Source organism: Mesorhizobium sp. M1A.F.Ca.ET.072.01.1.1, assembly GCF_004023325.1.
Classification (GTDB): domain Bacteria; phylum Pseudomonadota; class Alphaproteobacteria; order Rhizobiales; family Rhizobiaceae; genus Mesorhizobium.
Genome location: NZ_RZSF01000050.1, coordinates 1 through 23,112 on the forward strand (window position 1 = coordinate 1; position 23,112 = coordinate 23,112).

The window sequence follows — 23,112 nt, forward strand, 5'->3', positions numbered from 1 at the left end:
ATCATGAAGCAGACCATCAACGATCTAGGCGAGAAAGCCGTCGACCCGAAGCAGATGGCGCTGATCAACACCATGGTCGACACGCATGGCCGCTTCGGCCGCAAGAACGGCAAGGGCTTCTACGACTATCCTGCCAAGCCGGCGAAGAAGAAGCTGTGGCCGGGTCTCAAGGATCTCTATCCGCAGCTGAAGCCCGAGAAGGTCGACTACGAGGAGCTCAAAGAGCGCCTGCTGGTCACCATCGCTCTGGAGGCGGTGCGCGTCATGGAGGAGGGCATCGTCACCGATCCGCGCGAGGCGGACGTCGGCTCGATCCTCGCCTTCGGCTTCGCGCCGTTCACCGGCGGCGCGCTCTCCTACATCGACGGCATCGGCGCCAAGCGTTTCGTCAAGATCGCCAAGGGCCTGCAGAAGAAATACGGGGCCGAGTTCAAGGCGCCCAAGCTTTTGCTCGACATGGCCGAGAAGGGCGAGACTTTATACCAGCGCTTCGACCCTTACCAGAAGGGCGAGGTCAAGAAGGCCGCCTGACGAACTCCGATGTATGTCTGGGGGCGCCTCGCGCGCATGATGGCCACGGCGCGTAGCCGTGGCCCTTATCAAATCGGCGATCAGAGCCGGCTGGCCTTTCGCTGCCTGCCGACCGACATCGATTTCAACAGCCATCTCAACAATGCCCGTTACATGATGCTGGCCGATCTTGGCCGTATCGACGTTTTTCTTCGCGCCGGTCTTGTCGCGCTCGCGCGGCGGAACGGCTGGGCGCCGATGATCGGCGGGCTGCAATCGGCCTATGTGCGCGAGATCAGGCTGTGGCGCCGCTTCGAGGTGGTGTCGTCGATCGAGACCTGGGAAGGCACTTCGGTGATCGGCAAGCACCGCTTCGTCCTCGACAATGGGGAGACAGCGGCGCTGATCCTGACCACCGGCGGCGTCTATGACCGGCGCGGCCGCCGCTTTCTCGAGATTGAGGCAGTCGTCGCGGCGCTCGGCCATTCGGCGCAACCGCGCCCGCCGACCGAGCCCGAGCAAGCATTCATGATCTCGCACCGGAACCTCCGCGAGCAGGCCAAGCGGGCCTGATCGAGCAAGCGTTCAATGTTCGGCCCGGAAGGTTTTGCCCAGATCGACCGCGTCGCCAAAATAGTGCCGGAACACATAGAACAGCGGATTCCATCGCGCAGTGTCGATGTGGTTCGTTCCCGGCAAGACGATGCTGCGGTGCGCATGAACCCGCTGCACGTCTACCTCCATGATGAGGCGCGTCGAGGATGCGCCTTGCTGCTTCGCGCTGCGATGGCAGGTCAACAGGCGTGTTTCGAACTGCAGGGGGCATTCTGCGATGCGCGGCGTCCGGATCAATTCGCTGGGCTGGATCGCAAAGCCGCCTAGAGCGAACTTGTCGGCCTCATGAATGAACCCCAATTCGGCCTTGTGGGGTGGAACTGGATTCGCACCCGTGGTGCGCGCGATCCGTTCGACATTCGCCCAGAGGCTGGCCGCGGGAAAATTGAGGGTGCATTCGCCATCCCGCAGAAGATTGATGGCGCCCTGGGTCGCCGAACTCAAGCCGAGGACCACGCATGAACCCAAGGTCCACGCGGACGACATGGGTGTAATGTTGGCGGTGCCGTCATCGTTTCGGGTAACCATCAGGACGACAGGCGTCCCAAAATACAGAACGGATGGGGCGATGGATTGGTGGTTCGGCAACATGAGCAGTCCTTCGTAATTCGAGGACCGCACCCTACCAAGCTTGCGCACCGAGACGTTTCGGCCGGGGTCGAACGATGCATTGCGCACGCGGCGACATGGTCGGTGCCGGCGCTTGGCTCAGGATCGAGCCCGTCAATCTTGCGGAAGCGGCGACTTTCTCTGCAATCCGCTGTTCGCGCCGGTGGACAATTGAATGGTCGCGCGTTAGACAGCAGTGAGGCATTTTTTCCTGTTTTTCGAAGGAGAGCGGACTTGCTCTCACACGATCGCGTCTGGGCCGCAATCGATGCTCTTGCCGAGCGCTATTCGCTCTCGGCTTCCGGTCTCGCCCGCCGCGCGGGCCTCGATTCGACGGCCTTCAACAAATCCAAGCGCCTGTCCTCCGACGGCCGGCCGCGCTGGCCTTCGACTGAATCGCTGGCCAAGATCATCGAGGCCACCGGCGCCTCGCTGGAAGAATTCACCGTGCTGGTTGAGGGTCACGGTCCCTCCGCCGTGCCGCCGCCGCGTATGGCCGTGCCGCTGCTTGGCTTCGCCCAGGCCGGTGCCGGCGGTTTCTTCGACGATGCCGGCTATCCCTCGGGGCAGGGCTGGGATCTGGTCGAGCTTCCGGCGCGGGCGGCGGAAACCTCCTATGCGCTGAAGGTCCAGGGCGATTCCATGCTGCCGCTCTACCGCAATGGCGACGTGCTGATCGTCGAGCCGGGCGCGCCGACGCGCAAGGGCGACCGCGTCGTCGTCAAGACCACCGCCGGCGAGGTGATGGCCAAGGTGCTCGACCGGCAGACCGCGAAGTCGGTCGTGCTGGTCTCGCTTAACCCCGCTCACCCGGACCGCGACATCCCGATGAGCGAGGTCGAGTGGGTGGCGCGGATCGTCTGGGCAAGCCAGTAGGTCCGGGCTGGTGCGGGTCCTCCATCTTGCCCTGGCGCTTGCGGCGGTTCCGGCAATGGCGGCGCTGGTCGTCGCCGGAGGCCACTCGCTGAAGGGCAGCGAAAGCGTCGTCGCGGTCGATCAGATCGATCCGGCCAGTGCACTTCCGGGGCAAGACGCCGATGTGGTGCCTCGGGAACCGATAACTGCGGAACCGGCGACGTCCGCCATTCTGGCGCCTGCCGCGCCGCAGCCGCCGAAGCCGGTGGCGCATTCGCGGGCAATCGATCCCGACGTGGTGGCGCCACCCGAAGTGCCTGCCGAGGAACTGGAACGGGTCGAGCCGCGCGCGCCGCTCAGCGATCTGGCGCTGGCCGGTCCGCCCAGGCCGCGGAAAACGAAACTGCCGGATGGCGAGGAGGGCACCAAGTTGCTCCAGCCCGTCGCCACCGCCGCCGGCCTGATCAAGGCCAAGGATTACTCCATCGCCGTGTCGGGCATCGACATCGTCAAAGAGGACGAGACCTGCAGCGACGAAGGCAAGTCATGGGACTGCGGGGTTCGCGCCAGGACGGCATTCCGCGCTTTCCTGCGTGGCCGGACCCTGGTCTGCTCCGTGCCGCCGCAAGGCGGGCAGAAGGCCATAGCGGTCAAGTGCTGGGTCGGCAACAAGGATGTCGGTCTGTGGCTGGTGGAAAACGGCTGGGCCCGCGCGGCGCGAGGCGGTCCCTATGTCGAGGCGGGCGACAAGGCGCGCGCGGCGAGGAAAGGCATTTTCGGCGCCGCTCCGAACCTCGGCGGCCTGCCGGCATTGCCGGCCGCCACCGGCCCGGCGCCCGCCGCGCCGAGCTCCATCCTGCCGGCGGAAGATGGCGACGTTACGCCGCCAACTGACCAGCCAGGGCCCGCTCAATGAGCGCGCGCGTCTCCGTAATGCCGTAAAGCGCCGCGAAAGAACCGAAACGCGGCCCCCGTTCCTGTCCGATCAGCACCTGATAGATCATCTGGAAGAAGGCGACCGACACGCCGGGTCCGCCTTCCGGGCTCTGCTTGGAATGGTCCTGATAGCGCTCGATCCGCCGCGCGACGTTGAGCGCCGCGTTCTGGATCGCCTCGCCGTCCGCGCCCTGCGGCAGCGCGCCGAGCGCTTCCGAAAGCTTCGCCAGCGCCTCGCGCTCAACCTCGTCGGCGGCGCGATAGACCTTGGTCGGCTTCACGAAGTCGTCGAAATAGCGGATGGCATAGCCTGTCAGCCGGTCGAGCTCGGGGTGCGTCTGCGGCGTCACCCCGGACGCATGGCGCGAGATGAAACCCCACAGCACCGCCTTGTCATGCGCGTTGGAGGCGCTGACCAGATTGAGCAGCAGCGCGAAGGGGACCGGCAGGTCGATGGCCGGCGGATTGCCGTCATGCATGTGCCAGACCGGGTTGCCGAGCCGCTCCTTCCATTCCTGGCGCGGATAGGCGGACAGGAAGGCGTAATATTCGTCGACCGCCTTCGGGATAACGTCGAAATAGAGCTTCTTGGCCTGCCGCGGCCGCTGGTACATGTAGAGGCCGAGGCTCTCGGTGGGCGCATAGGTCAGCCATTCGTCGATGGTGAGCCCATTACCCTTCGATTTCGAGATCTTCTGGCCGTTCTCGTCGAGGAACAGCTCGTAGACGAAATGTTCCGGCGCGCGGCCGCCGAGGATGTTGCAGATGCGGTCGTAGATCGCCGCGTTGGTCTGGTGGTCCTTGCCGAACATTTCGAAATCGACGCCGAGCGCTGCCCAGCGCATGCCGAAATCCGGCTTCCACTGCAGCTTCACATGGCCGCCAGTGACCGGCAGCGTGGTCTCGCTGCCTTCGTCGTCGAAGGTGATGGTGCCGGCCTTGGCGTCGACATGCTTCATCGGCACGTAGAGCACGCGGCCGCTTTTCGGCGAGATCGGCAGGAATGGGCTGTAGGTCGCCTGGCGTTCTTCGCCGAGCGTCGGCAGCATCACCGCCATGATCTCGTCATAGCGCTCGGCGGCGCGCAACAGCACTTCGTCGAAGCGCCCGGACTTGTAGTATTGGGTCGCGCTGGCGAACTCATAGTCGAAGCCGAACGTGTCGAGGAAGCGGCAGAGCATCGCGTTGTTGTGGTCGGCGAAGCTCGCATAGCCGCCGCCGAACGGATTGGGCACCGATGTGAGCGGCTTGTGCAGGTAGGGCTCGAGCGCTGCGCGATCCGGCACGTTGTCGGGAATCTTGCGCATGCCGTCCATATCGTCGGAGAAGCACAAAAGCTTGGTCTTGACCTTGTCCTGCGTCAGCACGCGGAAGGCGTGCCTCACCATCGTGGTGCGCGCCACCTCGCCGAAGGTGCCGATATGCGGCAGGCCGGACGGGCCGTAGCCGGTCTCGAACAGGACGGTATCGGGAAAGTCCTTGTTCTTGTAGTGGGCAATGATCTTCTTGGCTTCTTCGAACGGCCATGCCTTGCTTTCGGCGGCGGCCGCAAGCATCTCGGCATTGAGATCGATGATGTTTGATCCCGTCATGTCACTTTCCAGGTAATCTGCCGGCCAGATGTGTCGGCTTGGGCGCGTAAAGATTTTCACCCGGTCTCTAGGCGCGACGGGCCGGAGCGTCAACGATTTGCGGCGCTTTTCCTTGCGGCGCCTCAATGGCAATCCTACGTTGAAGCCTCACCATCAAGGAGTTTTGAATGCCTTTGACGCCGCACGAAGCCCTGATCTATCTCATGGTCATCACTTCGGCGTCCGACCGCGACATGACCGATGTCGAACTGGCGCGGATCGGAGACGTCGTCCGTTCTTGGCCTGTGTTTGTCGATTTCAACAGCGACAGCCTGGTCGGCGTGGCTCAAGCCTGCCAGCAGGCCCTGCACGACAAGGACGGGCTGGAAGGCGTCCTCGCGCGCGTCGCCGATGCGCTGCCGGAGCGGTTGCATGACACCGCCTATGCCGCCGCTTTCGAGGTCGCGGCAGTCGATCTCGAAATGCGCATGGAGGAGTTGAGGGTGCTGCAGCTCATCCGACGGGAGCTTGATCTCGACACGCTCACCGTAGCGGCGATCGCCCGTGCGGCGAAGGCCCGCCTGCGCACACTGACTTAGAAAAAGCTCACCGGAAAATAGCGCAGATAGAACTCGGCGAAGGTTCCCTTGATCGAGATTTCCTGCAGCGCATAGTCGAAGGCGGCGGCCAGCGCCGGGTCGCCCGCCCTGGTGGCGATCGCCATGCCGGAGCCCAGATATTCGGGCGCCAGATAAGGGCCGCCGGCGAAGCGGCAGCAGCCGGCGGCTTCCGAGCCGCCGAGCCAGAAGGCGAATCGCATGCCGTCGCCGAAGGCGGCGTCGATCCTGCCGGCCTTGAGGTCCGCGTAGAGGTCCTCGGGCTTGTCGAAAGGCACGACCTGCACCGTGCTGAAATAGTCGCGCAGCATCTTCTCATGCGCCGAGCCGGCGATGACGCCCACCCGCTTGCTGCGCAGCTTGTCGAGGATCGGCTCGGTAAACGCCTTGGCCTTCGGCATGATGAAGCGCGCCGGGAACTGCAGATAGGAACGCGAGAAGGCGTATTTCTCGCGGCTTTCCGGCGTCGCCGCGATGCCGGCGATGATCGCCTCGCCTTCGCCTTTCCGCAGCGCGTCGTCGAGATCGTTCCAGGGCAGCGCCTGGATCTGGCATTTCTCGACGATGCCGAGTTCGGCGCAGATCGCCCGCGCTAGGTCGATGTGGAAACCCGACAGCCGGCCGGAGCCGTCGAGGAAGTTGAAAGGCGGAAAATCGGTGGTGGTGAGGAACCTCAGCCTCGGCAACGCCGAAAGATCGGGCTTCGGCAGCCGCTCCTTGGCATCCCACAGCACCGGAACCTGCGGCTCCGCCGCGCGAGTCGCGTCGGCAAATGGCAACGCTCCAATCAGCGCCGACAGCAGGGCCAGAAATATCCACCGGAATGTCACGATAGCGCTCCGCCCAATCATGTCTTCGGCTTTTCGTACGAAAACAGTGCAGGCACAATTGTTTTTGATTTCAAACGGGTGAATTCGGCGTATGGTTTAGCACGTTTGCAAGTTTCAGCGCGCGCCCGCAACGGGGGAGTCGCAGGTGTCGCGAAGAAACTTGTGGTCCGGGGTTGATGGCGAAGGGTGGTTCGGGCATCTACGATCGGTACGAAAAGCAGAAGCAACATGGGGTAGATGTTGCGATGAGCATGTTCGATAGAACTCTGGAATACATCGACCAATTACAGCACGCCAACACTGCTGCGGCAGTGTGCGAGCGGCTGCTCGGCGTCACCTCGAGTTTCGGGCTGACGGCGCTGATGGCCGGAACGGTCCCGCAACCCGGCACGCCGCGCGGCCAGCAGAAGGACCATGTGCTGCTCTGCGACTGGCCGGGCGAGTGGCTGGAGCGCTATGTGGCGCGCAACTATGTCGACCATGATCCGGTCGTCAGCCACATGAAGCAATTGCAGGCCCCGTTCCAGTGGCGGGAGGCTTCCCAGGCCATCGTCATCGACAAGAGCAGCGACGAGGTCATGGGCGACGCCCGCGAGTTCAAGCTGCGCGACGGCCTCGCCTTCCCGCTGGTCACGCTCGACGGCCAGATCGTCATGGTCTCGCTGGGTGGCGAGTCCGTTGAACTGTCGGACGTCGAATTCGGAATGGTCTCGCTGGTGTCCACCTACGCCATCGGCCGCGCCATGCAGCTTCACACGATGGCCGGCAAGGTCGTCGACCACATCGAACTCACACCGCGTGAGCGCGAATGCCTGCAATGGGCAGCTGTCGGAAAGTCCGAGTGGGAAATTTCGCAGATTCTCGGCATTTCGGAGCATACCTCCGAGAAGCACCTTCTCAACGCGAAGAGCAAACTGGGCGCCGCCAACCGTGTGCAGGCAGTCGCCGAGGCGATCAGGCGTGGCTATATTAGCTAAATCGGCCGGTGCTGGCCCAGAAACAGTCCCATGCGCATTCGCGTAATATTTTAAGCAAGGGCGAGCGGTATCCTTCTCTTAAGAGACGGCTAATACTTTCTTAACGCCAAAGCAAACTGGGCGTCGCCAACCGCGTGCAGGCGGTCGCGGAGGCGGTTAGGCGCGGCTATATTGGCGGGGTCGGTCGGTGCCGACCTAAAAATTCTTGCCTACGCGATCGCGTAATATTTTCCGGAGAGCCCGGCCGTATCTTCCTCTCAAGCCCAGGAGACGGCTAATGCTTTTTTCCCTCACAACTCAGGAATTGATGGAGCGCCCCGATCTGTGGGAAGCGGTTCACCGCCTGCGCTACAAGATCTTCGTCGAGGAGATGGGCTGGACCGATCTCGACCGCCCGGACGGCCTCGAGATCGACCAATTCGATCATGACGAGGCCGAGCATCACCTCGTCATCCGCAACGGCGAGCTAGCCGGCTATCAGCGCATGCTGCCGACGACGCGGCCGCATCTACTGACCGATGTGCTGACGGACCTCTATGAGGGGACGCCCCCCTCGGGGCCGCGAGTCTGGGAGCTGACCCGCTATGCGGTGGCGCCGGGCTTCCGTGATGGCAAGCGCGGCGTCTCGACGGTCGGCACCGAGCTGATCGCAGGTTTCGTCGAATGGGGCCTCAAGCGCAACGTCAACCAGGTCATCATCGAGTTCGAACCGATGTGGGTGCTGCGCGCGCTGCAGCTGCACTTCCTGGCGACGCCGCTCGGTTACCAGCGCACCTATGGCAACCAGCAGGTGGTGGCGACGCTGCTCACCTTTTCCGAGCATACGCTGGAGGTGGTGCGCCAGCGCCGCAACCACTTCCCGCCGGTGCTGATGAGAGGCTATCCCGGCCAGCTCGGCCTCAGACAGGCTTCGTGAGGAGGTTGTCATGAGCTTCCACCCCGAACCTGAGCTGCGCGGCCACACGCTGGTCGTCACCGTGTCCTCGCATGACGGCCGGCCGGTGCTGGACAGGCACGCCTATGCGAGCCTCGCCAGGACCTTCCACGAGGCCGCCGTCAATGACGAGGTTCGCGTGGTCGTGCTGCGCGGCCTTGCCGGCTGCTTCTGCCTCGGCGGCGACTTCTCGGAGTTCCTCGACGCCGCCAAGCACCAGCAGCTGATTGCCGCCGTCACCGATATGTTTCGCAGGCTTGCGACCTTTCCCAAGCCGGTCCTTGCCTGCGTGGACGGGGACGCCGTCGGCGTCGGCTGCACCATCCTGTTCCACTGCGACATGGTGATTGCTTCCAGGGGCAGCACGTTCAGGGTGCCGTTCGTCGATTTCGGCCTGGTGCCGGACGCGGCGACCAGCATCCTGGCGCCCCAGAAGCTCGGCTATGCCGGCGCCTTCCGCTTCTTCTGCCTGGGCGACAAGCTGGGCGTCGACGACGCCAAGGCGCTCGGCCTTGTCGGCGAGATCGTGGAAGGCAGCGCCGAGGAAATGGCCTTGGCGCGGGCAAGGCAGCTCGCCAAGAAGCCGGTTGCCGCGCTGTTGCAGACCCGCGGCCTGCTCAAGGGGGATACGGACGTTCTGTGCGACCGCATCGACCATGAGATATCGCTGTTCCAGCAAGCGCTGCAGGACGACGCCACGCTGAAGCGTTTGCAGCGGATCGCCCGCCTCGCGGCGTGACACCTTGGTGGAAAGTCTCAGCGCCGCGTACCCGAGAAGGTGCGCGGCGCTGTAATGTTGGCCGCCGGCCGCGGGCACGGTGCAAGCTATTTCTCCAGGAACGACGGGCCTTCGCCGATGATCTTCTTGTCGGGCTTGCCGACGGCGTCGAGGTCGCGGCCATCATAGGGTAAGGACAGAAGGATACGCTGGATCACCGCAAGCCGCGCACGGCGCTTGTCGTTGGCGCGCACGATGATCCAGGGCGCGAACTCCTTGTGAGTGCGCTCGAACATCAGGTCGCGCGCCTTGGTGTAGTCGTCCCATTTGCTGATGCCGGCGATGTCGATCGGCGAGAATTTCCAGTTCTTCAATGGCGACCAGCGGCGGTCATGGAACCGTTCGAGCTGCGTCTCGCGGCCGATGTTCAGCCAGAATTTGAAGAAGTGGATACCCTCGTTGCAGATCATGCGCTCGAAATGCGGCGTCTCGTCGAGGAATGTCTCGTGCTGCTCCGGGGTGCAGAATGCCATCACCGGCTCGACGCCGGCGCGGTTGTACCAGGAGCGGTCGAAGGTGACGAACTCGCCGGAGGTCGGGAAATGGTCGACATAGCGCTGATAGTACCACTGGCCATGCTCCGTCGGCGTCGGCTTGGTCAGCGCCACGTTGCGCGCCGTGCGCGGGTTCATGTACTGCCGCAGGACGAAGATCGTGCCGCCCTTGCCGGCCGCGTCGCGCCCCTCGAACAGCGCCAACACCCGTTTGCCGGTCGCCTGCAGCCAGGCCTGCGCCTTGACCAATTCGATCTGCAGCCGCTCGAGTTCCTCGTCGTACTCTTCACCCTTCATCTTCTTGTCGTAGGGATAGCCGCCGGCGGTCAGCTTGTTGTCCTCGATCCAGTCCGGCAGCACCGGGTTGTCGATGTCGAACTCGCGTTCCTTACCGCCTATCCTCATCTTGATCGGTCCTGCGGCAGGCGCCGCGTCGGCATTTCCCTCGGCTTTTTTCATCGGGACGAACCTTTTCAGCTTGCGGACTCGTGCTATGGGAGCCTCTGAGGCGTTGCGTCCGACCGGACGCGCGGTAGCACTTTGATTTTGCGCATGAACGTTCGAGAAAATCGATTCCGATTTTTGGGGGTCATGCGCGGGTCCAGTCGGCTGATCTTTCACCGACGGGAGATACGAGGCAGCGCATGGTCGATAAGGGCGCAGACCAGAAAGGCGCAACGCAGGCAGCCATAGCCCGGCTGCGGCGCAGCCGCTGGTCGCTGGCCGCGGCCCTGGTAGCGGTCCTCGGCGTCTATGGTTTCGGCGGCCTTTCGATCTTTGTGCCTCTGCTGGCCGTGGCGTTGCTGGTCGCGGCCGCAATGCTGCCGACCGCCGCCGAGCGCCAGTCAGCCGGCGGGACTGCCGCCATCGAAGTCGGCGGGTTGCAGCGGCTGTCCGGCGAATATCTGGCCGCCGCCGTTGCCGATCCGCTGATCATCTTCGACCGGACCGCCACTATCGTCCACGCCAACGCGGCCGCCTTTGCCGCCTTCGGTGGGCTGGCCCCCGGCATGTCGCTGTCGCTCAAATTCCGCGCGCCGGAAATGCAGGCTTTGCTTGACGGGATCGTCTCGGGAACTATGGCGTCCGATGTCGTCGACTACACGGAAAAGCTGCCGGTCGAGCGCACATACCGGGTGAGCGCGTCCTCGGTCGGCCATGGCACCGATCTTTACGTGCTGGTGTTCAAGGATCAGAGCGAGGCGCGCCGCATCGACCGCATGCGCGCCGACTTCATCGCCAATGCCAGCCATGAGCTGCGCACCCCGCTCGCCTCGATCGCCGGCTTCATCGAGACGTTGCGCGGGCCTGCCCGCAACGACGCGGCGGCGCGCGACCAGTTCCTGCAGATCATGCAGAACCAGACGGGCCGCATGGCGCGCCTGATCGACGACCTGTTGTCGCTGTCGCGGCTGGAGATGAAGCCCTATCTGCGGCCGGGAACCGAAGTCGACCTTCGACAGACCATCGACAGCGTCATCGACTCGCTCGCGCCGCTGGCCAACGAGAACGGCATCGCCATCGAGCGGGACTTCATCGATGGGCCGATTTCCGTGCCGGGCGACCGCGACGAGCTCTTCCAGGTTTTCGAGAACCTGCTGGAGAATGCCTGCAAATACGGCCAGTCGGGCGGGCGTGTCACCGTGTCGATAGCACACGCCGAGGACGGCCACGACCCAGGCATCGACGTGACCATAAGGGACTATGGTCCAGGCATTGCCGAGGAACACATCCCCCGCATCACGGAGCGCTTCTACCGCGTCGACGTGGAAAACAGCCGGACCCAGAAAGGCACCGGCCTTGGCCTTTCGATCGTCAAGCATATATTGACACGTCATAACGCAAGGCTGTCGATCAAGTCGGAAGTCGGCAAGGGCGCGGCGTTCACGGTTCATTTGCCGGCTCAATGATCCTATATTGGTTGGCAACCGGCATTTTCTTTTTTCTGTCATCCGGCTCGCGTATCAGCGGCAGATTGAGGGAACGCACCAGCCGGCAGAAACCGGGAAGGCATATCGATGCAGTCCGTCCACATTGTCAGTGCCTATGACGAAGAACTGAAATTCCTGTCGAAGCGTATCGCCGCCATGGGCGGGCATGCCGAGCGCATGGTCGAGCAGGCTGTCGCCGCCCTCGTGAACGCCGATCCGGGCTTGGCACAGAAAGTCATCCAGGACGATCTCGTCCTCGACGAGGGGCAGCGCGAGATCGACGACAAGGCGATCGTCATCATCGCCAGGCGTCAGCCGATGGCGACGGACCTGCGCGAGATCGTCGGCGCCATCCGCATCTCGGCCGACATCGAGCGCGTCGGCGATCTCGGCAAGAACGTCGCCAAGCGCGTCGCGGCGGTCATTGACGGCCGCCAGCCGAGCAGCCTCTTCCGCGGCTTGAAGGCGCTAGCCGATCTGGCGCTGACGCAGCTTAAGGAAGTGCTCGACGTCTATGCCTCGCGCTCGGTCGAGAAGATCGGCTTCGTGCGCGACCGCGACGACCAGATCGACGCCATGTACACTTCGCTGTTCCGCGAACTTCTGACCTATATGATGGAAGATCCGCGCAACATCACGCCCTGCACCCACTTGCTGTTCTGCGCCAAGAACATCGAGCGGATCGGCGACCACGCCACCAACATCGCCGAAACCATCTATTACATCGTCACCGGCGACCAGATGCCGGCCGAGCGGCCGAAGGGCGACAAGACCGACCAGGTGGTGTTGCCTGGCCCACTATCGGCCGGGTGACGCGGTATCGGCGACCCAAGATCGAGCAAGTGAAGGGCGGCCACTCGAATGGCTTCCCAATTTAGGCTAAGCTCCTCCAGGTGCAGCGATTTTGTCAGTCGCGTCTCGGGAGGTTTGCGATGGAGCAAGTTCGAAACCTGACCCCGGCCCTGCAGCCGACATCCGGCATTGTTGCGTCCAGCGTCTATTCCGCCGGCAAGCGCGTCGCCGACATTACGATCGAAGAGGCCGGCATATGGGCGGCAAAGCCCGGCCACGTCGTCTGGATCGGCCTGCTCGAGCCGGACCGCAACCTGCTGCTTAGGGTGCAGGCGCAGTTCCACCTGCATGATCTGGCGATCGAAGACGCCGAACATCCGCATCAGCGGCCGAAAATCGAACAGTATGGCGATGCCTTGTTCATCGTCGCCCGCACAGCGCAACTGATCGATGGCCGGGTCGCATCTCTTCGTCGGCACCGGCTATATCGTCAGCGTCAGGCATGGCCCGTCCACCTCCTACGCCGCGGTGCGCCAGCACTGGGAAAGCTGCCCGTCCTCGCTCGCCAAGGGCGAGGATTTCGTCCTCTATGCCATTCTCGACTTCATCGTCGACAACTACATGCCTGTGCTCGAGCAGATCGAGGGCGAGGTCGAGCAGATCGAGGACAAGGTGCTGCTGAAGCCGATGAGCGGTGGCGACATCGAGCGGCTCTACATGCTGCGCCGCGATCTGCTCAGGCTGCGCAACGCGGCGCTGCCGCTGGTCGAGGTCTGCCGCCGGCTGACCAGCGCCGAGCTGCCGCAGATCCATGCCGCCATGCATCCGCTGTTCCGCGACGTGACGGACCACATCCGCACCGTGCAGGAAAAGATCGACAGCCTGCGCGAGGTGCTCGCCTTCGCCTTCGAGGCAAGCCTTCTGGTCGGACAGAGCCAGGAAACGGCGATCTCCAAGAAGCTGGCCTCATGGGCGGCCATCCTGGCGGTGCCGACGGCCTTCGCCGGCATTTACGGCATGAATTTCGACGACATGCCTGAACTGAAGATGGAATACGGCTACCCGACCGTGCTGGCTGCCATCGCGCTGATCTGCGCGTTTCTGTATTGGCGTTTCAGGAAGAATGGGTGGCTGTGAAATAGCGAATAGCGAATAGGGAGCAGCCAATAGCGATAAAGAAGCTTGTGCCGGACTCGAATGCCGATGTTATTCCTATTCGATCGCTATTCGCTATTCGCTATTCACCGACTCCGCCGCCGCTCCGCCGCCGGCTGGAACGCCACCCTTGCATGGTATTTGCAGTACGGCCCGGTTTCGCCAGCGTCGTTGCCGCAGAAGCTGAAGTCTTCCGACAGCGGATCGCCGTTGGGCCATTTGCAGGTGCGCTCGGTCAGCTCGACGAGCTGCAGGTTGCGCGAGATTGGCACGACAACGTTCTCGACCGGGCGGATATAGTGGCGCGCCACCGGCTCCGCCTCGAACTGCACCTGCAGAGCGGTGGCGCCGATGGAGGCCGTCACATGACGGGCAGCGCTAGCGGCACGAGCCACGGACTTCTGCATAGAGGCGCCCTGCGTGGCCTTCTTCTGCCGTGCCGGCGCCGCGGTCGCCCGGCCGCGGCCCGAGAGTTTCAAGCGATGCACCTTGCCGATGACGGCATTGCGGCTCACACCGCCGAGCTGCGCGGCGATCTGGCTGGCGCTGAGACCCTCCGACCACAATTTCCTGAGAAGTTCGACCCGCTCGTCAGTCCAGTTCATGAGACCGCGCTCCTGCTGAGGCGTGCGGCGGCCAGAATCCTTTCCCGAGCCGGCTCTCGCCGGGCAAACAACACCACATGTACCGGGTGATTAGATCCGCCGCACGAAATCTAGTTATTTCTCGACTACAATTACCTTATGCGCTGACTCGGTGACAAGAGTCCTCAGGGCAACACCGATTCGGTTTTTACGGTTTTCCCCAACTTGCCCAACCGCTGATGGGCCGGCGTGGCGCTGGAGCCTTGCCGCGCGCTTCTGCGCGACCTTTTCGTTGACTTCATGGCCGAAAAACATGATAAGCCGCAAAGGCCGCCGCATTGGCGGCTTTTTTGATTTCCGGTTCCGGAGACGCATATAATGAGCGGTTCGGCGCTTTACGAGACTTTTGCTCGCGCACCCCTGGCCTTCGACCGCGGGGAGGGGACCTGGCTGGTCACCGACAAGGGCGAGCGATATCTCGACTTCGCCGGCGGCATCGCCGTGAACTCGCTGGGCCACAGCCATCCGCATCTGGTCGCGGCGCTCACCGGGCAGGCGGCCAAGCTGTGGCACGTCTCCAATCTCTACGAGATCCCTGAGCAGCGCCGGCTGGGCGAAAGGCTGGTCGATGCAACCTTCGCCGACAAGGTGTTCTTCACCAATTCGGGCGCCGAGGCGCTGGAATGCGCCATCAAGTCGGCCAGGCGCTATCAGTTCGTCAAAGGCCATCCGGAGCGTTTCCGCATCATCACTTTCGAGGGCGCCTTTCACGGCCGCACGCTGGCGACGATCGCAGCCGGCGGTCAGTACAAATATCTCGAGGGTTTCGGTCCGAAGGTCGAGGGCTTCGACCAGGTCGCGTTCGACGATATCGACGCCGCCGAGAAGACGATCACACCGGAAACCGCGGCGATCCTGATCGAACCGGTGCAGGGCGAGGGCGGCATCCGCCCGGTGCCGACGCAGTCGTTGAAGCGGCTTCGGCAGCTCTGTGACCGGCACGGCCTGCTTCTGATCTTCGACGAGGTCCAGTGCGGCATCGGGCGCACCGGCAAGCTGTTCGCGCATGAGTGGGCGGGCGTCACGCCTGACCTGATGGCGATCGCCAAGGGCATCGGCGGCGGGTTTCCGATGGGTGCCTGCCTCGCGACCGACGAAGCGGCGGCCGGCATGACGGCCGGCGTGCACGGCACCACTTTCGGCGGCAATCCGCTGGCGATGGCGGTGGGCAATGCCGTGCTCGACGTCGTGCTGGCCGACGGCTTCCTCGAGGACGTTCAGCGCAAGGCATTGCTGCTGAAGCAGGGACTGGCGGCGGTCGCCGACGAATTTCCCGAGGTCATCGAAGGCACCCGGGGCACCGGCCTGATGCTTGGGCTGAAATGCGCCATGCCCAACGCTAAGGTTAACATGGCGCTGCGCGACCAGCACTTGCTTGCGGTGCCGGCGGGCGACAACGTCATTCGGCTTTTGCCGCCGCTCACCGTCACCGACGAGGAGATCGGCGAGGCGCTGAAGCGCATTCGGTCGGGCGCCAAGGGCCTGACCGACGCGATCGCGGCCGAAGCCGCGAAGTAGTTTTGGAATCTGCCGATGAGCGTTCGTCACTTCACCGATCTGTCCGCCGTATCCGCAGGCGATCTGCGCATCATGCTGGACGACGCGATGGCGCGAAAGACCAGGCTCAAGGCCGGCGAGCGTTCGAAGCCGCTCGACGGCAAGGTGCTGGCGATGATCTTCGACAAGCCTTCGACGCGCACGCGCGTTTCCTTCGACGTCGGCATGCGCCAGCTCGGCGGCGAGACCATCATGCTGACCGGCACCGAGATGCAGCTCGGCCGTTCAGAAACCATCGCCGACACCGCCAAGGTGCTGTCGCGCTATGTCGATGCCATTATGATCCGCACCACCTCGCATGACCGGTTGCTGGAACTCACCGAAAACGCGACCGTGCCGGTGATCAATGGGCTGACCGACGATACCCATCCCTGCCAGCTGATGGCCGACATCATGACCTACGAGGAGCATCGCGGTCCGGTGGCCGGCAAGACTTTTGCCTGGACAGGTGACGGCAACAATGTGTTGCACTCGCTTCTGGAAGCCTCGGCGCGGTTCCGCTTCAATCTCAATGTCGCCGTGCCGGAGGGCAGCGAGCCGTTCGAGAAATATGTCGACTGGGCGAAGGCCAATGGCGGCAAGGTGAGGTTTGCCGGCTCGGCCGAAGAGGCCGTCGACCAGGCCGATTGCGTGGTCACCGACAGCTGGGTGTCGATGGGCCAGGAGCATCGCGCCCGCGGCCATAACGTCTTCCTGCCCTACCAGGTCAACGCCGCGCTGATGGCCAGGGCGAAGTCCGACGCGCTTTTCATGCACTGCCTGCCTGCGCACCGCGGCGAGGAGGTCACCGACGAGGTGATCGACGGACCGCATTCGGTGGTCTTCGACGAGGCCGAGAACCGGCTGCACGCCCAGAAGGCGGTGCTGGCCTGGTGCCTGGGCGCTTGACCGGGGTCGACTTGATCCGCGCCAACTTGATCCGGGGATGTGTGATGCCTATTTGCGGGCCATCACTGAAATCGAACGCGCTTCGACCCATGCCGCCTGGAAAGCGGGATGGATGCGCCCCGGAGTTTTGTCATGCTGGAAACGCTTTCCTTGGCTGAGCATCAACCCAAACTCGGCGAATTCGGCTTCGCCGGCGACGACCATGTCGTGCCTTACGAAGTAGCGCCCTTGGATGTGCGCGGCCGCACGGTGCAGCTCGGGCCGATGCTCGACGCCATTCTCAGCCGCCACGATTATCCCGAGCCGGTCGCGCGCCTGCTGGCGGAGGCCTGCGTGCTCACCGTGCTGCTCGGCACGTCGCTGAAATTCGAGGGCAAGTTCATCCTGCAGACCCGCACCGACGGACCGGTCGACATGCTGGTGGCGGACTTCACCACGCCGCATTCGTTGCGCGCCTATGCGCGCTTCGACGCCGACCGGCTGCAGGCGCTGATTGCCGCGGGCGGGATCTCGCAGGAGAAGCTGCTCGGCACCGGGGTCCTGGCCCTGACCATCGATCAGGGCGCACACACGCAGCGCTATCAGGGCATCGTCCAACTCGACGGCACATCGCTGGAAGAAGCCGCGCGCACCTATTTCCGCCAGTCGGAGCAGATCCCGACCGATCTGAGGATGTCGGTTGCGAAGCTGGTGACCCCGGGCCCGGGCGGGGCCCGCGAGCAATGGCGCGCCGGCGGCATCCTGGCGCAGTTCCTGCCGCAGGCGCCCGAACGCATGCGCGTGCCCGATATTTCAGGCGGCGATGGCGATCCACGAGACGTGACGCACGAACCGGCCGACAATTCCTGGCGGGAACTCTTGGCGCTGCTCGGCACCATCGAGCCGACCGAGCTCATCGATCCGACGGTGGGCGCCGAGCGGCTGCTCTATCGCCTGTTCCACGAGCACGGCGTGCGCGTCTTCCGCGGTGTGCCGGTCGCCGATCAGTGCTCCTGCTCGCGCGACAAAATCCGAGGCATTCTCGAAGGCTTCTCGGCCGAGGAGATCAAGGACTCGACCGAGGACGGCGGCATCCATGTCGCTTGCGAGTTCTGCTCGACGCAGTACGACTTCGATCCGGCGGAGTTTGCGGCGGAGTGAGAAAGCTCCGGTTCCTCGCCCCCGCTTTGCGGAGGCGGGGAACTCGAGTTCTTTAATTCACCGTCCTTTTCGTCCCCGGCATATCGAGCGAGAAAGCCGGAATGGCGACGTCGAACGTTTCGCCGCGGCCGTTGCGCATCGTATAGTGGCCGACCATGATGCCGGATGGCGTCGAGAGCGGGCATCCCGACGTGTACTGATAGCTGTCGCCGGGGTTGAGCTCCGGCTGGTCGCCGACCACGCCCTCGCCGCGCACCTCTTCGACTCGGCCACGCCCGTCGGTGATGTGCCAGTAGCGCGACAGAAGCTGCACGAACTCGTCCGACCGGTTGTCGATCGTCACCTGGTAGCCCCATACATAGCGGTTTTCGGACGGATCGGAACGGTCCTCCAGATAGAACGGCCTGACCTGCACTTCGATGTTGCGCGTCACGGCGCGATACATGAGCCACTCCGGTGCCGCAGGAAACATTTTGTCGCGCTTCGCGGTTCTACTCCGCAGCGTCGCCAGCCTGCCGGCTTTTCCACCGCAAGTGCCGACAAACAATGTCATTTAAGTGACACATGACAATGTTGGTGTGCACAAACCGTGCGGGCGACTCGGGCGCTTTGTCGAGTGATGAAACGGCCGCGGGCGGCCTTTCCGGAGTGACCAGATCTCGATGGAACTGACCCTCGCAGCCGCCTTTGCCTCCTCGGCCCTTCTTTTTTCCAACCTTGCCAGCATCCTGCTCGCGTCGTCGCGGCTGAAGGCTCGTTGCGCCATTCCCGCGCCCTCCGGCGGCCTGTCGCCTGTCTCGATCGTCGTGCCGTCGCGCGGTGTGGAGCCGTTCACGCAGGAGACGCTCGACCGCGCATTCTCGCTCGATTGGCCGCGCTACGAACTGATCTTCTGCGTCGCGCACGCCGAAGATCCCGTGGTCAAGCTGATCAACGCCGCCATCGCGCGATTTCCGAATGTTCCGGCGCGGCTGCTAGTCGGCGATGACAGGATCAGCGCCAATCCCAAGCTCAACAACTGCATCAAGGGCTGGCAGGCGGCGCGGCACGACTGGGTGATCCTCGCCGATTCCAACGTGCTGATGCCCAAGGACTATGTCCAGCATCTGATGGCGGCCTGGCGACCGGACACCGGCCTCGTCTGCTCGACGCCGATCGGCTCGCGGCCGGACGGTTTCTGGGCCGAGGTCGAATGCGCCTTCCTCAACACGCTGCAGGCGCGCTGGCAATATGCCGGCGAAGCGCTCGGCCTTGGCTTCGCCCAGGGCAAGAGCATGCTGTGGAGCAAGCCGATGCTAGATGCAAATGGCGGCATCCAGGCTTTGGCCGCCGAGATCGCCGAGGACGCGGCGGCGACCAAGCTGGTCAACAGCCTAGGCCTTCGGGTCAATCTCGTGGCCTCGCCCTTCGAGCAACCGCTCGGCCAGCGCACGCTCGCCGAAATCTGGTCGCGCCAGGCGCGCTGGGCGCGGCTGCGCCGCGTCACCTTCCCATTGTTCTTCGCGCCCGAAATCCTGACCGGTGTGGTCGTGCCGCTGCTTCTGGCGCTGATTGCGGCGGCAAGCGCCGGTGCCAGCCTGCCCACGACCGCGCTCTGCGTGCTGGCGATCGCCTATGTGCCCGAATGCATGCTCGCCTGGTCAAAGGACTGGTATCTGTCGCCGCGCAGCGTCACCGCGATGATCGTGCGCGACGCGATGCTTCCCGCCATCTGGGCGCGCGGCTGGCTTGGCGGAGCCGTCGAATGGCGTGGCAACGCAATGACAATCCGCAACAGCGGGATGACTGAACTCGAAGAGATTGCTTGAGCCGGCTGCGGCTCAAGCGCGCTCTTTGCAGCCGTGGCGGTTCATTCCTTCGCCGCCTTGAGCGCCTGTTCGATGTCGGCGAGCAGGTCGTCGGTATCCTCCAGCCCGACGGAGAGCCTGAGCGTGCCTGGTCCGATGCCGAGCTCGGCGCGCGCCTCGTCGCTGAGGTTTTTGTGCGTCGTCGTCGCCGGATGCGTGATCAGGCTCTTTGCGTCGCCGAGGTTGTTCGAGATCAGTACGATGTCGAGCGCGTTCTGCAAGGCGAAGGCCGCCTGCTTGCCGCCCTTGACGTCAAGGCAGATCAGCGTCGAGCCGCCCGACATCTGCTTCCTGACGATATCCGCCTGGGGATGGTCGGCCCGGCCCGGATAGATGACGCGGGCGATCTCCGGCCGGCCGGCCAGGAAGTCCGCGATCTTGCCGGCGCTTTCGGTCTGCTGGCGCACGCGCAGCGGCAGCGTTTCGAGGCCTTTCAGCAGCGTCCATGCGTTGAATGGCGACAGGCTCGGGCCGGTGTGCCGGAAATAGTCGTGCAGGTTCTCGTCGATCCACTTCTTGTCCGACAGGATGACGCCGCCGAGGCAGCGGCCTTGTCCGTCGATATGCTTGGTCGCCGAGTAGACCACGATATGGGCGCCGAGCTGCAGCGGCTTCTGCTGCAGCGGCGTGGCAAAGACGTTGTCGACGATCACGCGCGCGCCGATCGAATTGGCTAAAGCGGCGACAGCGGCGATATCGACCACTTCCAGCGTCGGGTTGGTCGGGCTTTCCAGGAAGAACAGCTTGGTGTTCGGCCTGACCGCTTTTTCCCAATTGGCAATGTCGGTGCCGTCGATCAGCGTCGCCTCGATGCCATAGCGCGGCGCCAGCGTCTCGACCACCCAGCGGCAGGAGCCGAACAGCGCCCGCGCCGCAACGATGTGATCGCCGGCCTTGACGCTGCAGAGCAGGGCGGCGGACACGGCGGCCATGCCGGAAGCGGTGGCGCGTGCGTCTTCCGCGCCTTCCAGCGCGCACATGCGCTTCTCGAACATATCGACGGTCGGGTTGGCGTAGCGCGAATAGATGAAGCCGGGTTCCTCGCCCTTGAAGCGGGCTTCCGCTGCCTGGGCCGTCTCGTAGACATAGCCCTGGGTGAGATACATCGCCTCGGCGGTCTCGCCGAAGCCGGAACGCAGCGTCCCGCCATGCACGAGTGCCGTCTGAGGTTTCCAGTTACGCGTCTTGGTCATCGCCCTGCTTCCAAACACAAAAAAACCGGCCGCGACGTCGCAACCGGTCCATACGGCCTTGCGGCCCGACGGTCCTTTAGCGACTTGTTTAACGTGGCTGCAAGCCGACCGGCCAAATCACCACGGGATAACGACCCTTTAGACCCGCACCGCGCTTGCGTCAATTGCCGGCTTGATTAAGAGGTTTGTACCAGGCAGCTTCCGCAAAAGTGTCCCGCGGTTTTGCGACAGGAAACTGCGACGACAATGACTTCGCCCGGAGCCAGACATTGCGGCAGACAGGCATTCTTCCCGATCAGGACATCGCGGCGCTCTTCCAGTCGGGCGCGCTGAAGTCGCCGCGCGCGCTCGACACCAACCAGATCCAGCCGGCCAGCCTCGATCTCAGACTGGGCGACAAGGCCTTTCGCGTGCGCGCCTCCTTTCTGCCCGGTCCCGATCATCTGGTGGCCGACAAGCTGGACCGGCTGAAGCTGCATGAGATCAATCTCGCCGAGGGCGCGGTGCTGGAGACGGGCTGCGTCTACATCGTGCCGCTGCAGGAAGGCCTGGCGCTGCCGGCGGAAGTCTCGGCTTCGGCCAACCCGAAGAGCTCGACCGGACGACTCGACATTTTCACGCGTGTCATGACCGACCGCGGCCATGAGTTCGATAAGATCGCCGCCGGCTATCATGGCCCGCTCTATCTCGAGGTCAGCCCGCGCACCTTCCCGATCGTCGTGCGCGCCGGCTCGCGCCTGTCGCAGATCCGCTTCCGCACCGGCAACGCGGTGCTGTCGGAGAATGAGTTGCGTGACCTCCATGACGCCGAGATGCTGGTTGCGACCGAGCCGCCCAACATCTCCGGCGGCGGCATTGCGCTCTCTATCGATCTCGACGGCGACAAGGACGGCCTGGTCGGCTATCGCGGCAAGCACCACACCGGCCTCGTCGACGTAGACAAGCGCGCCGCTCAGGATGTGGTCGACTTCTGGGAACCGCTCTACAAGAGCGGGGCCGGCGAGCTCGTGCTCGACCCGGACGAGTTCTACATCCTGGTCTCTCGCGAAGCCGTGCACGTGCCGCCGCTCTATGCCGCCGAGATGACGCCATTCGATCCGCTGGTCGGCGAGTTCCGCGTCCACTATGCCGGCTTTTTCGACCCGGGCTTCGGCCATTCCGCCGCCGGCGGCAGCGGCAGCCGCGCGGTGCTTGAAGTGCGCAGCCACGAGGTGCCGTTCATCCTCGATCACGGCCAGATCGTCGGCCGCCTCGTCTACGAGCATATGCTGAAGCGGCCGCAGGCGCTCTATGGCAGCGAACTGGGTTCCAACTATCAGGCGCAGGGACTGAAGCTCTCCAAGCATTTTCGCGCCGCGCGCTGATCGCCAGGCTGTGCTTGCCCGGCCTCGCGTGCCGTGCTTGGCTGCGTCCGACAATGTAGCAACTGAACGCAAGGGGATGAAAATGCAGATATCCAGATGGATCCTGTCGGCCGCGGCCGCCGCCATGCTGGCGCTCGGCGTCGGTTCGGTAGACGCGGCCGAAAGGATCAAGATCGGTACCGAGGGCGCCTATCCGCCCTTCAACACCATCACGCCGGACGGCAAGGTCGAAGGCTTCGACATCGACATCGCCAATGCGCTCTGCGCGCAGATGAAGGTCGAATGCGAGATCGTCACTCAGGATTGGGATGGCATCATTCCGGCCCTGCAGGCCAAGAAATTCGACGCCATCATCGCCTCGATGAGCATCACCGAGGAACGCAAGAAGCAGGTCGCCTTCACCCACAAATACTACACCACGCCGCTTGCGCTGGTCGCCCTGAAGGACGCCGACATCGCCTCGACCCAGCCGGCCTCGCTTGCCGGCAAGACGGTCGGTGCCCAGGCCTCGACCACCCAGGCCAACTACGCCCAGGACGTCTACGCCAAGGCCGGCGCCGAGGCGAAGCTCTATCCGACCCAGGAAGAGGCGGTCACCGATCTGCTCAACGGCCGTCTCGACGCCGTCATCTCGGACAAGTTCGTGCTGGTCGACTGGATGAAGAAGGCGAGCGACGGCTGCTGCAAGCTGGTCGGCGACGTCAAGGGCACCGAGACCGAGGCCGGCATCGCCGTGCGCCTGGAGGACACCGCCCTGCGCGACCGCCTCAACGCGGCAATCGACGCCATTGTTGCCGACGGCACCTACAAGAAGATCCAGTCGAAGTATTTCGATTTCGATATTTATTGAGCTTGAAGCTGCCAATCTCCCCCCT

Annotated in this window: 23 protein-coding genes, 1 pseudogene and 1 riboswitch; of the genes and pseudogenes, 17 read left to right on the forward strand and 7 right to left on the reverse strand. The window is 63.9% G+C overall.

Features of this window, described 5'->3' with window-relative positions:
* The coding region (locus tag EOA32_RS10150) for a 3-hydroxyacyl-CoA dehydrogenase family protein (protein WP_245499235.1) at positions 1-531 on the forward strand (531 nt) is incomplete at its 5' end.
* A 9-nt stretch (positions 532-540) separates the two neighbouring features.
* Positions 541-1,083: a thioesterase family protein gene (locus EOA32_RS10155; RefSeq protein WP_066996722.1), complete on the forward strand. Its 543-nt coding sequence runs from the start codon at positions 541-543 to the stop codon at positions 1,081-1,083.
* A gap of 12 nt (positions 1,084-1,095) precedes the next feature.
* Here EOA32_RS10155 and EOA32_RS10160 read toward each other — a convergent pair whose 3' ends face one another.
* The gene (locus EOA32_RS10160) at positions 1,096-1,716 is read right to left on the reverse strand and encodes a flavin reductase (protein WP_128371679.1); all 621 of its coding nucleotides are present in this window, start codon (positions 1,714-1,716) and stop codon (positions 1,096-1,098) included.
* Positions 1,717-1,968: 252 nt separating this feature from the next.
* Here EOA32_RS10160 and EOA32_RS10165 point away from each other — a divergent pair, with 252 nt between their 5' ends.
* Both EOA32_RS10165 and EOA32_RS10170 read left to right on the forward strand, forming a co-directional pair.
* Positions 1,969-2,610: a helix-turn-helix transcriptional regulator gene (locus EOA32_RS10165; RefSeq protein WP_066996728.1), complete on the forward strand. Its 642-nt coding sequence runs from the start codon at positions 1,969-1,971 to the stop codon at positions 2,608-2,610.
* Positions 2,611-2,620: 10 nt separating this feature from the next.
* The gene (locus EOA32_RS10170) at positions 2,621-3,505 is read left to right on the forward strand and encodes a thermonuclease family protein (RefSeq protein WP_245426024.1); all 885 of its coding nucleotides are present in this window, start codon (positions 2,621-2,623) and stop codon (positions 3,503-3,505) included.
* Here the strand turns inward: EOA32_RS10170 and EOA32_RS10175 are convergent.
* Positions 3,468-5,117: a lysine--tRNA ligase gene (locus EOA32_RS10175; protein WP_128371680.1), complete on the reverse strand. Its 1,650-nt coding sequence runs from the start codon at positions 5,115-5,117 to the stop codon at positions 3,468-3,470. The genes EOA32_RS10170 and EOA32_RS10175 overlap by 38 nt on opposite strands.
* A 167-nt stretch (positions 5,118-5,284) precedes the next feature.
* Here EOA32_RS10175 and EOA32_RS10180 point away from each other — a divergent pair, with 167 nt between their 5' ends.
* Complete coding sequence (locus tag EOA32_RS10180; protein ID WP_066996737.1) at positions 5,285-5,695, forward strand: tellurite resistance TerB family protein; 411 nt, start codon at positions 5,285-5,287, stop codon at positions 5,693-5,695.
* On the opposite strand, the gene EOA32_RS10185 is transcribed toward EOA32_RS10180, so the two are convergent.
* Positions 5,692-6,564, reverse strand: coding sequence for a transporter substrate-binding domain-containing protein (locus tag EOA32_RS10185; protein ID WP_095777463.1), 873 nt, complete (start codon positions 6,562-6,564; stop codon positions 5,692-5,694). The two genes, EOA32_RS10180 and EOA32_RS10185, sit on opposite strands and share 4 nt — an antisense overlap.
* 224 nt (positions 6,565-6,788) lie before the next feature.
* Here EOA32_RS10185 and EOA32_RS10190 point away from each other — a divergent pair, with 224 nt between their 5' ends.
* The 3 genes from EOA32_RS10190 to EOA32_RS10200 all read left to right on the forward strand — a co-directional run bounded on the left by EOA32_RS10190 (position 6,789) and on the right by EOA32_RS10200 (position 9,193).
* Positions 6,789-7,520 (forward strand): LuxR family transcriptional regulator, encoded by a 732-nt coding sequence (locus EOA32_RS10190; protein WP_066996863.1) that lies wholly within the window; start codon positions 6,789-6,791, stop codon positions 7,518-7,520.
* Positions 7,521-7,797: 277 nt separating this feature from the next.
* On the forward strand, positions 7,798-8,436 hold the full coding sequence (locus EOA32_RS10195; RefSeq protein ID WP_066996739.1) for an acyl-homoserine-lactone synthase: 639 nt from the start codon (positions 7,798-7,800) through the stop codon (positions 8,434-8,436).
* A gap of 10 nt (positions 8,437-8,446) precedes the next feature.
* A complete protein-coding gene (locus EOA32_RS10200) occupies positions 8,447-9,193 on the forward strand; it encodes an enoyl-CoA hydratase-related protein (protein WP_128371681.1) in 747 nt (248 codons plus the stop codon).
* 86 nt (positions 9,194-9,279) lie between these two features.
* Here the strand turns inward: EOA32_RS10200 and ppk2 are convergent, their stop codons facing one another.
* Positions 9,280-10,185 (reverse strand): polyphosphate kinase 2, encoded by a 906-nt coding sequence (gene ppk2, locus EOA32_RS10205; protein ID WP_128371682.1) that lies wholly within the window; start codon positions 10,183-10,185, stop codon positions 9,280-9,282.
* A gap of 185 nt (positions 10,186-10,370) precedes the next feature.
* Here ppk2 and EOA32_RS10210 point away from each other — a divergent pair, with 185 nt between their 5' ends.
* The 3 genes and pseudogenes from EOA32_RS10210 (at position 10,371) to EOA32_RS10220 (ending at position 13,586) form a co-directional block, all read left to right on the forward strand.
* The gene (locus EOA32_RS10210; protein WP_095829194.1) at positions 10,371-11,636 is read left to right on the forward strand and encodes an ATP-binding protein; all 1,266 of its coding nucleotides are present in this window, start codon (positions 10,371-10,373) and stop codon (positions 11,634-11,636) included.
* A gap of 108 nt (positions 11,637-11,744) precedes the next feature.
* On the forward strand, positions 11,745-12,470 hold the full coding sequence (gene phoU / locus EOA32_RS10215; protein ID WP_095782918.1) for a phosphate signaling complex protein PhoU: 726 nt from the start codon (positions 11,745-11,747) through the stop codon (positions 12,468-12,470).
* A gap of 119 nt (positions 12,471-12,589) precedes the next feature.
* A pseudogene (locus EOA32_RS10220) lies at positions 12,590-13,586 on the forward strand (magnesium and cobalt transport protein CorA).
* Positions 13,587-13,690: 104 nt separating this feature from the next.
* On the opposite strand, the gene EOA32_RS10225 reads toward EOA32_RS10220, so the two are convergent.
* Positions 13,691-14,209, reverse strand: a complete 519-nt coding sequence (locus EOA32_RS10225; protein WP_066996757.1) for a GcrA family cell cycle regulator — start codon at positions 14,207-14,209, stop codon at positions 13,691-13,693.
* Positions 14,210-14,566: 357 nt separating this feature from the next.
* On the opposite strand from EOA32_RS10225, the gene EOA32_RS10230 reads away from it, so the two are divergent.
* From EOA32_RS10230 to EOA32_RS10240, 3 genes are all read left to right on the forward strand, one after another.
* On the forward strand, positions 14,567-15,766 hold the full coding sequence (locus EOA32_RS10230; RefSeq protein WP_128371683.1) for an aspartate aminotransferase family protein: 1,200 nt from the start codon (positions 14,567-14,569) through the stop codon (positions 15,764-15,766).
* A 15-nt stretch (positions 15,767-15,781) separates the two neighbouring features.
* Positions 15,782-16,693, forward strand: coding sequence for an ornithine carbamoyltransferase (gene argF, locus EOA32_RS10235; protein WP_066996763.1), 912 nt, complete (start codon positions 15,782-15,784; stop codon positions 16,691-16,693).
* 108 nt (positions 16,694-16,801) lie between these two features.
* Positions 16,802-17,833, forward strand: coding sequence for an Hsp33 family molecular chaperone (locus EOA32_RS10240; RefSeq protein WP_082980525.1), 1,032 nt, complete (start codon positions 16,802-16,804; stop codon positions 17,831-17,833).
* A gap of 52 nt (positions 17,834-17,885) precedes the next feature.
* Here the strand turns inward: EOA32_RS10240 and apaG are convergent, their stop codons facing one another.
* Positions 17,886-18,278, reverse strand: a complete 393-nt coding sequence (gene apaG, locus EOA32_RS10245; RefSeq protein ID WP_066996767.1) for a Co2+/Mg2+ efflux protein ApaG — start codon at positions 18,276-18,278, stop codon at positions 17,886-17,888.
* Between the two features lie 217 nt (positions 18,279-18,495).
* Here apaG and EOA32_RS10250 point away from each other — a divergent pair, with 217 nt between their 5' ends.
* On the forward strand, positions 18,496-19,641 hold the full coding sequence (locus EOA32_RS10250) for a ceramide glucosyltransferase (protein WP_128371684.1): 1,146 nt from the start codon (positions 18,496-18,498) through the stop codon (positions 19,639-19,641).
* 41 nt (positions 19,642-19,682) lie between these two features.
* Here the strand turns inward: EOA32_RS10250 and EOA32_RS10255 are convergent, their stop codons facing one another.
* Positions 19,683-20,873, reverse strand: a complete 1,191-nt coding sequence (locus EOA32_RS10255) for an O-succinylhomoserine sulfhydrylase (RefSeq protein WP_095832208.1) — start codon at positions 20,871-20,873, stop codon at positions 19,683-19,685.
* Between the two features lie 56 nt (positions 20,874-20,929).
* Positions 20,930-21,007, reverse strand: a riboswitch (SAM riboswitch).
* A 135-nt stretch (positions 21,008-21,142) separates the two neighbouring features.
* Here EOA32_RS10255 and EOA32_RS10260 point away from each other — a divergent pair.
* Together EOA32_RS10260 and EOA32_RS10265 are read left to right on the forward strand one after the other, a co-directional pair.
* Positions 21,143-22,237 carry a 2'-deoxycytidine 5'-triphosphate deaminase gene (locus EOA32_RS10260; protein WP_128371685.1) on the forward strand — a complete coding sequence of 365 codons (1,095 nt, stop codon included), beginning with the start codon at positions 21,143-21,145 and terminating at the stop codon, positions 22,235-22,237.
* An 82-nt stretch (positions 22,238-22,319) separates the two neighbouring features.
* Positions 22,320-23,087, forward strand: coding sequence for an ABC transporter substrate-binding protein (locus EOA32_RS10265; RefSeq protein WP_128371686.1), 768 nt, complete (start codon positions 22,320-22,322; stop codon positions 23,085-23,087).
* The last annotated feature ends 25 nt before the right edge of the window (positions 23,088-23,112 follow it).